The organism is Rhizobium sp. USDA 4016 (assembly GCF_056279705.1).
In genome coordinates, this window is the sequence record NZ_JBWCCY010000004.1 from 2,730,652 (window position 1) to 2,744,545 (window position 13,894).

Annotated in this window: 11 protein-coding genes; 8 read left to right on the top strand and 3 right to left on the bottom strand. The window is 61.2% G+C overall.

Annotated features, from left to right (window positions below; translation table 11 throughout):
- Positions 1–52: 52 nt before the first annotated feature.
- On the bottom strand, positions 53–1,717 hold the full coding sequence (locus tag ACZ9DP_RS29175) for an electron transfer flavoprotein-ubiquinone oxidoreductase (RefSeq protein WP_476204358.1): 1,665 nt from the start codon (positions 1,715–1,717) through the stop codon (positions 53–55).
- 245 nt (positions 1,718–1,962) lie between these two features.
- Here ACZ9DP_RS29175 and ACZ9DP_RS29180 point away from each other — a divergent pair, with 245 nt between their 5' ends.
- From ACZ9DP_RS29180 to ACZ9DP_RS29210, 7 genes are all read left to right on the top strand, one after another.
- Positions 1,963–2,751 (top strand): SDR family oxidoreductase, encoded by a 789-nt coding sequence (locus tag ACZ9DP_RS29180; RefSeq protein ID WP_476204359.1) that lies wholly within the window; start codon positions 1,963–1,965, stop codon positions 2,749–2,751.
- Between the two features lie 162 nt (positions 2,752–2,913).
- Positions 2,914–4,179 (top strand): efflux RND transporter periplasmic adaptor subunit, encoded by a 1,266-nt coding sequence (locus tag ACZ9DP_RS29185; RefSeq protein ID WP_476204360.1) that lies wholly within the window; start codon positions 2,914–2,916, stop codon positions 4,177–4,179.
- Entirely contained in the window at positions 4,176–7,289 is a 3,114-nt protein-coding gene (locus tag ACZ9DP_RS29190; RefSeq protein ID WP_476204361.1) for an efflux RND transporter permease subunit, read from the top strand. The genes ACZ9DP_RS29185 and ACZ9DP_RS29190 overlap by 4 nt, the downstream gene beginning before the upstream one ends.
- Positions 7,290–7,609: 320 nt before the next feature.
- Entirely contained in the window at positions 7,610–8,902 is a 1,293-nt protein-coding gene (locus tag ACZ9DP_RS29195) for an Hsp70 family protein (protein ID WP_476204362.1), read from the top strand.
- A gap of 57 nt (positions 8,903–8,959) precedes the next feature.
- Positions 8,960–9,835, top strand: coding sequence for a uracil-DNA glycosylase (locus ACZ9DP_RS29200; protein ID WP_283071236.1), 876 nt, complete (start codon positions 8,960–8,962; stop codon positions 9,833–9,835).
- A 134-nt stretch (positions 9,836–9,969) separates the two neighbouring features.
- On the top strand, positions 9,970–10,161 hold the full coding sequence (locus ACZ9DP_RS29205; protein ID WP_074067106.1) for a hypothetical protein: 192 nt from the start codon (positions 9,970–9,972) through the stop codon (positions 10,159–10,161).
- Positions 10,162–10,207: 46 nt separating this feature from the next.
- A complete protein-coding gene (locus tag ACZ9DP_RS29210; protein ID WP_167377852.1) occupies positions 10,208–10,357 on the top strand; it encodes a hypothetical protein in 150 nt (49 codons plus the stop codon).
- Here the strand turns inward: ACZ9DP_RS29210 and ACZ9DP_RS29215 are convergent.
- Positions 10,354–11,244: a hypothetical protein gene (locus tag ACZ9DP_RS29215; RefSeq protein ID WP_074067105.1), complete on the bottom strand. Its 891-nt coding sequence runs from the start codon at positions 11,242–11,244 to the stop codon at positions 10,354–10,356. The two genes, ACZ9DP_RS29210 and ACZ9DP_RS29215, sit on opposite strands and share 4 nt — an antisense overlap.
- A gap of 212 nt (positions 11,245–11,456) precedes the next feature.
- A complete protein-coding gene (locus tag ACZ9DP_RS29220; protein ID WP_194729281.1) occupies positions 11,457–12,395 on the bottom strand; it encodes a DMT family transporter in 939 nt (312 codons plus the stop codon).
- A gap of 305 nt (positions 12,396–12,700) precedes the next feature.
- Here ACZ9DP_RS29220 and ACZ9DP_RS29225 point away from each other — a divergent pair, with 305 nt between their 5' ends.
- Complete coding sequence (locus tag ACZ9DP_RS29225) at positions 12,701–13,804, top strand: methyl-accepting chemotaxis protein (protein ID WP_194729280.1); 1,104 nt, start codon at positions 12,701–12,703, stop codon at positions 13,802–13,804.
- Positions 13,805–13,894 lie beyond the last annotated feature (90 nt).

The following is a 13,894-nucleotide window of genomic DNA, read 5'->3' on the forward strand; positions in this document are numbered from 1 at the left end:
GAGCCCAGCGTTTGCCGGGCTCCTTGTGTTTGAAAATCAAGCCTGCTCGACCTCACATATTCGGATAGACCGGCCCCTCGCCGCCCTGGGGCGGGACCCAGTTGATATTCTGATTGGGGTCCTTGATGTCGCAGGTCTTGCAGTGGACGCAGTTCTGGGCGTTGATGACGAAGGTGTCCTTGCCGTCCTTCTCCACCCATTCATAGACGGCGGCCGGACAGTAGCGCGCCGACGGTCCGGCATAGATGTCGTGCTCGGACGATTTCTGCAACGCCATGTCCTTGACTTGCAGGTGGACCGGCTGGTCTTCCTCGTGGTTGGTGTTCGACAGGAACACCGAGGAGAGACGATCGAAGGTCAAGACGCCATCCGGCTTCGGATAGTCGATCTTTGCGTGCTGGGCGGCCGGTTCCAGCGACTGGGCATCGGTCTTGCCGTGGCCGAGCGTGCCGAAGAAGGAGAAGCCGAACAGCGTGTTGGTCCACATGTCGAGGCCGCCGAGCGCCACGCCGAGCGCCGTGCCGAACTTCGACCAGAGCGGCTTGACGTTGCGGACCCTCTTCAAGTCCTTGCCGATATCACTCTTGCGCCAGTCGTTTTCGATCTCGACGACTTCATCGTTGGCGCGGCCCGAAGCGATTGCCGCGGCGATCTTGTCGGCCGCCAGCATGCCTGACAGCACGGCATTGTGGCTGCCCTTGATGCGCGGCACGTTGACGAAGCCCGCCGAACAGCCGATCAGCGCGCCGCCGGGGAAGGAAAGCTTCGGCACCGACTGGTAGCCGCCCTCGGTGATGGCGCGGGCACCGTAGGAGAGCCGCTTGCCCCCCTCGAAGGTGCCGCGGATCGCCGGGTGCGTCTTGAAGCGCTGGAACTCCTCGAACGGATGGAGATAGGGGTTCTTGTAGTTCAGGTGGACGACGAAGCCGACGGCGACGAGGTTGTCCTCCAGATGATAGAGAAACGAGCCGCCGCCGGTCTTGAAGCCGAGCGGCCAGCCGAAGGAATGCTGCACCAGGCCAGGCTTGTGGTGCTCCGGCTTGACCTGCCAGAGCTCCTTGAGGCCGATGCCGAACTTCTGCGGCTCGCGGCCCTTCGAAAGGTCGAACTTGGCGATCAGCTGCTTGGCGAGCGAGCCGCGCACGCCTTCGCCGATCAGCGTGTACTTGCCGATGAGCGCCATGCCGCGGGTATAGTTCGGCCCTGGCTCGCCGCTCTTGTCGATGCCCATGTCGCCGGTGGCGACACCGATGACCGCACCGTCGTCGTTGTAGAGCACCTCGGTTGCCGCAAAACCCGGATAGATCTCGACGCCGAGTGCCTCCGCCTTGGTGGCGAGCCAGCGACAGACGTTTCCAAGCGAGACGATGTAGTTGCCGTGGTTGTTCATCAAGGGCGGCATGGCGAAATTCGGCAGGCGGACGGAACCGGCCGGACCGAGCACCAGGAAATGATCGGCGGTCACCTCGGTCTTGAACGGATGATCGCTTTGGCTGCGCCAATCCGGCAGCAGCCGGTCGATGCCGATCGGATCGACGACGGCGCCGGAGAGGATATGCGCGCCGACTTCCGCCCCCTTTTCCAGAACGACGACGGAAAGCTCCGGATTGACCTGCTTCAGCCGGATGGCTGCCGAAAGACCCGCAGGTCCCCCGCCGACGATCACAACGTCGAATTCCATCGACTCACGTTCCGGCAGCTCAGTCGTCTCGGTCATTCATCCGTCTCCGTTCGGCCGCCCACGCGGCCATAATCCCCTTGTCGGGTCATTGTCTTGTCAAAACCGGAAAGCATTGTCGAGCCGGGAAGCGACAGCCGATCCTCCAATTCGCACAATGAATATCTCCTCCACCGCAAGGTTATATAACGCTTACGTTAACGTCAATTGTTCTTCGATAGAAGCACCCTTCCCTTTTCCGTCGGCTGCGCCTTATACAGAAGCCGAAGCATCTGGAGGACATCATGGATCTCGGAATCAACGGCAAACGCGCACTCGTTCTGGCTTCGTCGCGCGGGCTTGGCCATGGCATTGCGGTCGCACTCGCACGTGAAGGCGCAAACGTACTTCTGTGCGGCCGCAGTGGTGAGCAGTTGGAGGCCAACTGCAAGGCGATCAACGCCGAGGGCAACGGCAAGGCCGACTGGATCTGGGCTGATCTGGCTGACGAGAAATTCGTCGAGACGGTGACTGCCGCCGTCAAGGTAAAGTTCGGTGGCCTGGATATTCTAGTGAACAATACCGGCGGCCCGACGCCCGGAACGACCGAGGACATGACGCCTGAGAAGCTCGAGACTTATTTCTTCTCGATGGTGCTGCGTGTCATTTCACTGACCAACGCCCTGCTTCCGGGCATGAAGGCGCAAGGTTGGGGCCGCATCCTCACCGTCGCCTCGTCCGGCGTCATAGAGCCCATCGCCAATTTGGCGCTTTCCAATACGCTACGCCCTGCCCTTGCCGGCTGGTCGAAGACGCTCGCCTCGGAAGTCGCAAGCCACGGCGTGACGGCCAATTTGCTCTTGCCGGGCAGCATCCTCACCGGACGCCTCGACGAGCTTGACGGCGCGGCCGCCAAGCGCACCGGCAAAAGCATGGAAGACATCCGCAGCGACAAGGAAGCGCGCATTCCGGTTGGCCGCTATGGCAAGGTGGAGGAATTCGCAGCAACCGCCGCTTTCCTCTGCAGCCAGCCGGCGAGTTACATCACCGGCTCACAGATCCGTTGCGACGGCGGTGCGGCGCGTTCGGTTTGACCGCAAGCGCGAGATAGGCGCCACGCCGATCATTACGAAAATTTAAGCCATTATAACCACTTATTGATTGCGGCCGGCGGATTATGTCTTTTTCGCGCCGCAATATGGGCGGCTCAATCGGGACCGGAAACTTCGCGCAACCCGTCAAGACCGGTCTCACACATGAAGAAATTTTGGATCACCTTCGCCATTGTTGCGGTTACTGCCGTCAGCATTTGGCAATTCGGAAACAGGATTCCCTTCGTCGACCAGCTTCCCTACGTCTCGCAGTTGGTCAGGGCGCCTGCGCAACAAGGCGGCAAGGCGCAAGCGGGCCAGCAAGGCGGCGGGCAGCATAACCGGCGGGGAGGCAGCGACCCGACGCTCGTGAAAACGGTCGCCGCCGTGAAGACAGTGCTGCCGCGAGACGTCACGGCATCGGGGTGGGCGGAAGCCGAAAACACCACCACGATCGCCGCGCAGGAACAGGGCCTTGTCACTTCGATCGTCGCGACCGACGGCGCCACGGTCAAGCAGGGCGACCTGATCGTCAAGCTCGACGACCGGCCGGCGCAAGCCGCCGTCGACAAGGACAAAGCGACGATCATCCGAGACACAGCGACGCTCTTGGAAGCCGAAACCGCTCTCACACGCGCAGCCGATCTCCTGGCGCAAAAGGCCGGCACGCAGCAGAGCTACGACCAGGCCAAGGCCGCTCGCGACACGGCTGCCGCCACCGTCGAGGCCGACAAGGCCTCGCTCGCCTCCGATCAGGTTCTGCTCGAACACACGCAAATCCGCGCGCCTTTCGACGGCCGCCTTGGCGACATCGCGGTCAGCCCTGGAGCTTTCGTCGGTGCCGGAACGGCGATCGTGACGATTGCCCAGTATGATCCGATCTATGTGAAGTTCCATCTGCAGGAACGCGATCTGCGCCAGTTGAAGCAATCGCTCGCCACCGGACCCGTCGAGGTCACGACCACACCGGATTCGACGAAGGGCAGCGTGCGCCGCGGGGCGATCAGCTTCTATGACAATACGGTCGACACTGCTTCCGGCACGATCCTCGCGAAGGCGCGCTTCGAAAACGCGACCGGCGCGCTCTGGCCCGGGCAATCCGTCAATCTCGTCGTTCACTTCAACAATAAAGAACAGCAGGTCGTCGTACCGACCGTCGCCGTCAGCCCCGGCGCCAACGGGTTCTTTTCTTATGTCGTGAAGGATGAAAAGGTGCAGATGACGCCCGTCACCGTCGCCCGCGAGAACGGCGGTTTCACCGCCGTTTCCGCCGGGCTCTCGGAAGGCGATCACGTCGTCATCGAGGGACAGGCGCAGCTTGCCGACCAGCAGCATGTCAACGAGCAATTCGATGACAAGGCGCTGAACGTCGCCTCCGCCGACCAGCCGGCTCACCAGACCGAAACCCTGGCGGCGGAGGCAAAACAATGATCCCGAATTTCTGCATCCGGCGGCCGGTTGCGACGACCCTTCTCGCCATCGGCGTGATCCTTGCAGGTCTTGCAGGTTACCGGCTCGTGCCAGTCGCGGCCTTGCCGCAGGTCGACTTCCCGACGATCAACGTCTCGGCCGCGCTCACCGGCGCCTCGCCGCAGACCATGGCGACTTCGGTCGCAACGCCGCTGATCAAGCAGTTCCAGACCATCCCCGGCATCAGCGAAATCAGCGCGACCAATTCGCTCGGCAATACCAGCATCATTCTGCAGTTTGACCTCGACCGCAACATCGATGCGGCCGCGGCCGACGTGCAGGCCGCAATCTCGCATGCGACCCGGCAGTTGCCGGACAACATGACCACGCCGCCGAGCTACCGCAAGACGAACCCGGCCGACGCGCCGGTGATGCTGCTTGCGGTGCAGAGCGATACGATGCCGCGCAGCAAGCTCGACGCCATCGCCGAAGACATCATCTCGCCGTCGCTCTCCACCCTGCCCGGCGTGGCCGAAGTGACCGTGTTCGGCGCACAGACTTATGCCGTCCGCGTCGAGGTCGATCCCAACAAGCTGCTTGCCCGCAACATCGGCATCGATACCGTCAACCAGGCAATCAGCGCCGCCAATAGCCAGGTGCCGGTCGGCACGCTGCAGAACGACGCGCAGAGCATGACGATCAACGCCGACACGCAACGCACCAACGCAGCGGAATTCCGCTCGCTGGTGATCGCAAACCCGAACGGGGCGCCGATTCATCTCGGCGACATCGCCAAGGTGGAAGACAGCGTCGAGAACCAGAATACCGGCAGCTGGTACGACGGTAACCGCAGCATCATCCTCGCCATCCAGCGCCAGCCGGATGCGAACACGGTTGAGGTCGTCGATGCGATCAACGCCAAGCTGCCGACGCTGCATGCCGAGATCCCGTCGTCAGTCACCACCAAGGTCATGAACGATTCCGCCAAGCCGATCCGCGACGCGATTTCCGATGTAAAGTTCACCCTGCTGCTGACGATCGGCCTCGTTGTGCTCGTTATCTACCTCTTCACCGGCCATCTGACCGCAACGGTCATTCCGGGCCTTGCCGTTCCGCTCTCGCTGATCTCGACCTTCGGCATGATGTACGTACTCGGCTACAGCATCGATAACATCTCGCTGCTCGGATTGACGCTCGCAGTCGGCCTCGTGGTGGACGATGCGATCGTGATGCTGGAGAACATTCTTAGGCATGTCGAAGAGGGAATGCCGGTCCTCGATGCGGCGATCAAGGGCGCCGGCGAGGTCAGCTACACAATCATTTCGATGTCGGTGTCGCTGATTGCGGTCTTCATCCCGATCCTGTTGATGGGCGGGGTCGTCGGCCGCATCTTCAACGAATTCGGCATGGTCGTCGCAATGGCGATCGTCGCATCCGCCATCGTCTCGCTGACGGTAACGCCGATGCTCGGATCGCGGCTTTCAAGCGGTAAGGGCACCCCGCCCCTCTTCGTCCGCTGGTTCGATGCGGGCTTTGAACGCACGCTCAGAGGTTACGATCGGGCGGTCGGCTGGTGCCTCGGCCACCGGCCTGCGATCCTTGGCCTGTTCCTCGCTTCGGTCGGCTTGAACGCCTATCTGTTCATGACGCTGCCCTCCAGCTTCTTCCCGACCGAGGACATCGGCCGGCTGAACATCTCCACAAGGGCACGCCAGGACATCTCCTATCCGGCGATGGTAGCCTTGCAGAACCAGGCCGCAGCGATCGTGAAACAGAACCCGGCGGTCAATCACGTCATGTCGATCGTCGGCGGCAACGCGCGGAGCCCGCTCAACAATGGCACGATGTATGTCGAGCTGAAGGACAAGGAGCAGCGTCCGCCGCTTGACCAGACCTTGCGCGAATTGCGGGCCAGCATCGGCAAGGTGCCCGGCCTGCAAGCCTTCATCACGCCGCAGCAGAGCCTGCGCTTCGGCGGCCGTCAGACCGCAAGCCAGTATCAGCTGGTCGTTCAGGCACTCAGCGCCGACCAGACCAATCTCTGGGCCAATAATATCCAGCAGGCAATGCGCGGCGATCCGCGCTTCACCGACGTGACAACCGATGCGCAGAACAACGCGCTACAGGCCAATATCGTCGTCGATTCCGAAAAGGCAGCCGCCTTCGGCATCGACAACAGCCAGCTGCGCACGACCCTGCAGGAAGCGTTCAGCGGTTATACGGCAGCGCAAATCCAATCCACCGGCGACAGCTACGACGTCATCGTCGAATACGACACCAACAAGCCCTGGGACGATCAGAAGCTTCAGTATATCCGGGTCGCCTCAACCAACGGCACGCTGGTCCCGTTGTCGAATTTCGCGAGGGTCGAGCGAAACACCGGGCCGGTGACGATCAACCAGACAGGTCAGCTCGTCTCGACGACGGTTTCGTTCAACCTGCCTGCCGATGAGGCGCTGGGTGACGCAACAGCCGCGATCGACCAGATCAAGAAGGACATCAACATGCCGGCGGACGTCTTCACGTCCTATGGCGGTACGGCGCAGATCTTCGAGCAGTCGCAAGGCAACACGCCGCTTCTGATCCTCGCCGCGGTGCTGACGATCTATGTGGTCCTCGGCGTTCTCTACGAGAGCTTCATCCACCCGCTCACCATTCTGTCGGGCCTTCCGGCCGCCGCTCTGGGCGCACTGCTGGCTCTGAAGGTGATGGGTTTCGACCTCTCGATCATCGCGCTCATCGGCCTCCTGATGCTGATCGGCATCGTGAAGAAGAACGCGATCATGATGATCGACGTGGCGCTGGAGAACCTGCGCTCCACATCGATGTCGCCTATGGAGGCCATTCACGAGGCCTGCGTGCGGCGCTTCCGGCCGATCATGATGACGACCTTCTGTGCGCTTCTCGGCGCTCTTCCGATCGCACTCGGCACCGGTGCCAGCTCCGAGCTGCGCCAGCCTTTGGGTGTCGCCGTCGTCGGCGGCCTCATTGTTTCCCAGGCTCTGACGCTCTTCATCACACCCGTTATCTTCATCGAGATGGGCCGCCTGAACAGCTGGCTTCAGAGGTTTTGGCAGCGAAAGGAAGCGATGCCGGACGAAGAGGGGCCGACGGCGATCGCGGCGGAGTGATCTTTCGGTCGGGCTTTCGCGCATTGCCTCTCACCCTAACCATCTCCCCGCCGGCGGGGAGATGAGGACGCGCCTCACTCGACGTTGGAGAAGTGGGCAAGCCAGCGCGGCATATCCCCTTCGCCGCGTTTACGGGAAGAAGGTGCGGGCAGGCGGATGAGGGGCCTACCACCAGATTGGCACGACGCCCCTCGCCTTCCCTCTTGAATGTGTCGCCCCTCTATGGCATCACGCGCCCTCCTAAATTTTGGGCGCGCGCGCGTCCTTCATGCGGAGCAAGGCTCCGGTCTCAATCACAATCGGCATGAAGAGGTGCGGGCATGGCTCAGGCGCTGGGTTTCGACTTCGGCACGACGAATACGGTTCTCGCCGCGGCCCATGGCGGGACGACGCATTCTGTGGCGTTCACCAGCGCGCAAGGCACGGCCGACAGCATGCGCACGGCGCTTTCCTTCATGAAGGATCCGCAGCTCGGCACATCGGCCCTGAAGGTCGAGGCCGGGCATGCGGCGATCCGCCAGTTCATCGACAATCCCGGCGATTGCCGCTTCCTCCAGTCGATCAAGACCTTTGCGGCAAGCGCCCTCTTCCAGGGCACGCTGATCTTTGCCAAGCGCCACAGCTTCGAAGACCTGATGGAGGTCTTCATCCGGCGGCTGCGCGCCTATGCGGGCGAAAACTGGTCGACGGATGTGACGCGCATCGTCACAGGGCGGCCGGTGCACTTTGCCGGCGCCAATCCCGATCCGGCGCTTGCAACCGAACGCTACAACAAAGCGCTCTTGCGCTTCGGCTTTCGCGAAATCCACTACGTCTACGAACCGGTTGCCGCCGCCTTCTACTTCGCGCAGAACCTGAAGTCGGACGCGACGGTGCTCGTTGCCGATTTCGGTGGCGGCACGACGGACTATTCGCTGATCCGCTTCCAAACCGTTGCCGGCAAGCTGACGGCAACGCCGGTCGGCCATTCGGGCGTCGGCGTCGCGGGCGATCATTTCGACTACCGGATGATCGACAACATCGTCGCGCCGCAGATCGGCAAGGGGAGTCATTTCAAGAGCTTCGACAAGATTCTTGAGGTGCCGTCGAACTATTATTCGAGCTTCGGCCGCTGGAACCAGCTTTCGATCTTCAAGACCTCGCGCGAATTCGAGGATCTGAAGAAACTGGTCCGCACGGCGCTCGAGCCGGAGAAGCTCGAGACCTTCATCGATCTCGTCGATCACGACGAGGGCTATCCGCTCTATCAGGCGATCTCCGCCACCAAGATGGCACTGTCTTCGGCAGACGAAGCACCATTCGATTTCGGCCCGCTCGGCCGCGGCGGCCATCGCATCATTCGCCGGAAGGACTTCGAACGCTGGATCGCGGAGGATCTGGCTCGTATCGAAGGCACGCTCAACGACGTTCTGGAGAAGACAGAAACCAAGCCCGGCGACATCGACAAGGTCTTCCTGACCGGCGGCACATCCTTCGTGCCTGCCGTCCGCCGCATCTTCACCGAACGCTTCGACGCCGGCAAGATCGAGACCGGCGGCGAGCTTCTCTCCATTGCCCACGGGCTTGCCCTGATCGGCGAACGCGACGACATCGCGCAATGGACTGTGCAATAGCCGCAGAGCACGGCACCCGCCCTTTCATTGCTGCTGCCACTTCGCTAAGGTCGCCGTATGGTCTCCGTCAACGAACTTTCCCCGGCCGAGCTTGCCGCGCTTCTGCATTTCCATGCAGAAGCCGGCGTCGAATGGCTGCTGGAGGAGGAGGCAGTCGATCGCTTCGCCGAGTTCGAGGCGATGAAGGTGGCGCGGCGCAACGCCGCCGCTCCCCCGCAAAGCCCGACCCAGCCCGAGCGGCCAGCGGCGGCGCAACGTCAAGCCGCAGCGCCGGCTGAGCGCGCAGCCCCTCGGCCGCAGCCTGCCATTCCTGATGGCGAAGCCGTGCAGCACGCGCGCTTTGCGGCCGAGAGTGCGCGATCGCTCGGAGAGCTCAAGACCGCGATCGAGGCCTTCAACGGCTGCAATCTCAAGCACAGTGCGCGTTCGACGATCTTTGCGACGGGCAACGCTGCAAGCGGCATTATGGTGATCGGGTCGGCACCTGGCGCCGACGACGACCGCGAGGGCACGCCTTTTGCCGGGCGCGGGGGAGAACTTCTCAACAGGATGCTGGCGGCCATTGGGCTCGATCGCGACGGCATTCTTCTGACTCAGGTCATTCCCTGGCGCCCGCCAGGCAACCGTGTCGCCTCTGTCGCCGAGATGGAAATCTGCCGTCCCTTCATCGAACGCCAGATCGCGCTTGCCGAACCGAAGGTAATCCTGCTGTTCGGCAATTTCGCCGCCCGCTTCTTCTTCGGCGAGAACGACACCATTCACGGCCTGCGCGGGCAGTGGAAAGAGATCGGTGCCGGGCCGCTGACGATACCGGCAATCGCGACGCTACACCCGCAGGATCTCCTGACCGCGCCGATCAACAAGCGGCTGGCTTGGAGTGATCTCCTGGCGTTTCAGGCACGCCTTAAGTCGCTCGACCTGATTAGAAAATAGACAAACATTAAGTTTTTATGAAACAACCCATGCATTTCCCGCATGGCTGTATCCTATTTTGGCGCATTGCAGAATCGATGCTGCACTGCAATATATAGTCTTGTCTTGGGAGGAATCTGACAGGAACCAAGGCAATGAACGCAAGTTTTCGTCCTATACACTGCGGGTTTGAAACCCTCCGCCTGGCAAGTGATCCGGCTCGCACCACGCAAGGCTACAGCCGCTTGGGCTTTGCGACCAACGAGCAGATGATCGCCCGCGGGACCGGTATCGGCGGCCGCACGGCGCGGCCCTCAGCAATCTTCGTGGATTTCCAGGAATACTGAGATGAGCGCGCGGCCCGGCATCGGGCGCGCGATCGGAGTCTTTTTGATGTCTGCAGTTCTCGTTTCGCTTCTGAGCAATATCGACACGATCGAGCATATCCGCGCTGCCGTCTGCGCCGCGAAGGAGTATCAGCGCGAGCTTTCCACCGCCAAGCCGGATTCGCTGGTCAAAGAAATCGCGGCGATCGCGCTTTAAGCTTGCGCCAGCACTTTGGCCGGCACGCACTCCAGTTTTGCTCGGGCAACGTGAAAGGCGTCCTCGACATAGGCAAACTTGACGGCCTGCCAGCTGCAATATTCCCTGACGAAATCGCGCGACACCCATAACTGCGTCTTCCTGGGCTCGTCGTACCAGCCAACGCAGCCTTGTTGCACCGCCTTTGCAAAGAGGCGCTGGAGGTGCGTTCGCGACATCATGAAATCGCCGGCCAGATTGCGCGTTTCGACGCGGCCGACGTCGAACCTTTCGGTGTCGGCACCGTTAAGGTCAATTCGAGCCATGAGATGGTCCACTACCAGACCGCCCGCTTCCGTCCAAAGAAAGAGCGCAATGGGCTCCGGCGGCTCCCGCCAGGCCGTATCTTCGAGGCAGCGGCGGGCAACCAGCGGCTGGGCAATCCGAAGGAGCTCCGGATGCGCCTGCAGGCAGCCGGCGCGATCGCCGTGGTCCAACATGTCGAGAGCGGCGAGATTGGCGAGAAGCCAGCCGTACATTGCCTGATTGCTGACTTCGGCCGGTTCGAAATGACGCGGGCGGCGGCGCTCTTCGCCCGGCGCATGGGTGATGAAGCGATAGGTGAAGAGCTCTTCGATGAAGTTCAAAACCGTGTTGCGGCTCGCGACCTTGTGTCGTGTTATCAGCGTCGTCAGCGAAACTGCGGAAAGCCCCGAAGAGGGATCGCCAGGATCGTACTGCATGGCGAGCGCATAGGCCGTCTGGGTGAGGAGCCAGCGCTGGTGGGAGGTGAGCAGACGCGCAAGGCGCGGACCGGCTTGGAACATGCCGCGCAAAGTCCCGGCCAGATGACGGATGCTGAGCAGAAAATCAGGGTGCCGCGCCAGTTCTTCTGCCGTAAATTTCATGGGCGTCCCGCTCGCAAGCCAGCGTTCGGAGCAGCTAAGCACGGGGACCAGGATCCGGCATCAGCGGCCAATCAGACATGCAAGGCTTTGAATAAATGAAGTTTCGTCATATTTAGAAACCACATTTGGGGGCCGATTGGTATCCTTAAATTTCGCCAGTGCATTCCCGGCCGGGTTGGACGATCGGCAGGCGGATTTCTGCCTTGATCCGATCAGGGCTGCGGCGTGCCGGCTTTCCGGGCTTTGCGGCGTTCCAACCCGAGTTGATGCTCGCGGTAGATGATGAATATGCCGGCTGCGATGACGATCGCCGTTCCGACCATCATATGGACGCCCGGGACATCGCCAAACACGAAATAGGCGACAATGCCGCCAAGCAGGATCGACGTGTATTCGAACGGCGCCACTGTCGACACATCAGCGTGACGGTAGCTCTCCGTCAGAAGAATTTGCCCGACGCCGCCGCAAAATCCTGCGCAGACCAGCAGAAACATCGTGTCGAGATCGAGCGAGGCCCAGCCGAACGGCAGCGTCGCGAGCGAGAAGAGCGATGCGATCATCGAGAAATAGAGAACGATCGTCGCCGTCCTTTCCTCTTCGACGAGCTTGCGGACCTGGATCATCGCCATGCCGGCAAGCACGGCGGACATCAGGACGCACAACGCCCCGACCCCCTGTTCTGCCTCCATGCCGCCCTGCCTGAAAAGCGTAAGCTTGGGCCACGAGACGATGGCAACGCCAATGATACCGAAGAAAACCGCACTCCAACGGTATATTCTGACCGTCTCCCCAAGGAAGACTGCCGCGAAAATGACCGCGATCAATGGTGTCGCATAGCCGAGCGCAATCGCCTCCGGCAACGGCAGATGCAGTAGCCCGTAAAACCCGAAGCCCATGGAAAGGATGCCGATCGTGCCCCGCTTTAGATGGCCAATCGGATTTGCCGTACGGAAGGCCGCCCGCAACTGTCCGCGATAAGCAAGATAACCCATGATCGGGAAGAGCGCGAAGAAGGAGCGATAGAAGGTCACCTGCCCCGGCGCGACATCGGAACCGGCGAGCTTGATGAAGGTCTGCATGCCGAGAAAGACCACCACCGATGAGACCTTCATCAGGATACCTCTCATCGGGTTTTCGAAAGCCGACTGCATGTCAGAAACTCGTGCGCCAGTAATTTGAAGCGGGGAAATACGTCAGACTCGACGCAACATGACTGTGGCAGGCGCTGCGCTCGAAGAACAGGCCAAAAGTGAAAAAAAGCGCCGGCGCATTCAGTTCCCTCGCATTACGGCGCATGGCTGCACAAAAAATCAGCACAAAAGAGATGTGCCCAAAAATGTTTGGTCGAACATTTCAACTCTTAATCTTTTGAAAACCATAAACTCGCATTGATTTCAGCAGTATCGCAAGCGTCACTTTCATAACCGCCACTTCAATTGTTGCCAGGATCATCTCCATGATGCCGCTTAAGACAAGCGATCAGACACAGCAGACCGCAACGCCGCGTTCCATGCGCATTGTGACCGAAGGGATCGGTACCGATCTTGAGCATTTCAGTTTAGCCAACACGCATGTGGTGAAGCAGATCAAGCTGCTGGCGATCAACGCACTGATCGAGGCCGCTCGCGCGGGCGAGACCGGCAAGGGCTTTGCCGTCGTTGCAAACGAGGTACAGCGTCTGGCGCAGGTTGCAAGCGATATCGCGGGAAAATTCGAGAGCAACGTCCTTGGCCGCATCGGGCTGTCGCGGACGATGGCGGAATCGCTGGTGAACGAGATGGAAGGCGTGAGGTTGACGGACCTTGCGCAAACCCTCGTCCAGCTTATCGTGCGCAACCTCTTCGAACGGACGGCCGACGTGCGATGGTGGGCAACCGATACCGCATTGTGGCAGGCCCTGCAGGAGCCGGGCAGCGACAAGGCAAGCTTTGCGTTCGAGCGGCTCGGCGTGATAAACCGGTTCTACACGGTCTATCTGGACCTCGTGCTGACCGATCTTTCCGGGCGTATCGTCGCCTCGGCAAATCCCGAGTTCCAGCGCAAAGTCACCAACCGTTCGCTTGCCGGCGACGCCTGGTTCCAGGCGGCGGCGCATTGCAAGTGCGGCGACGACTACATCGTCGACGAGGTCCGCCCCAGCCCGCTGCACGACGGCCGGACCGCGCTTGTCTATGCCACCGGCGTCCGCGAAGGCGGCAAAGTCGACGGGGCGATCGTCGGGACGCTCGGCGTCTATTTCGACTGGCAGAACCAGGGACAGGCGATCGTCGACAAAGAGGCCAACCTGCCGCCGCAGGTCGCGGAAAAGACGACCGTCATGCTACTCGATGGCGCAAGCAGGATCATCGCCGCAAGCAATCCGGCGCTTCTCTTCACCCACTTCGCACTGCAAAATCAGACAGGCCAATCCCGCGGCAGCTACTACGACAACAACGGATCGATCGTCGCATTTGCCAAGACCTTGGGATACGAAGATTATGACGGTCTCGGGTGGCACGGCGTCGTCGTCCAGCGGACAGAAGACGATGCTGCCATAAGGGCCGCGCTCAATCTCAGATAGTGCACGCTCGTCCGCTTGTCATCTAAGCATCTCCGCCAATTGCGGCAATCAAACTTGCACTCCCTCCATTTCGCTTTAAGTTTAGTTCAG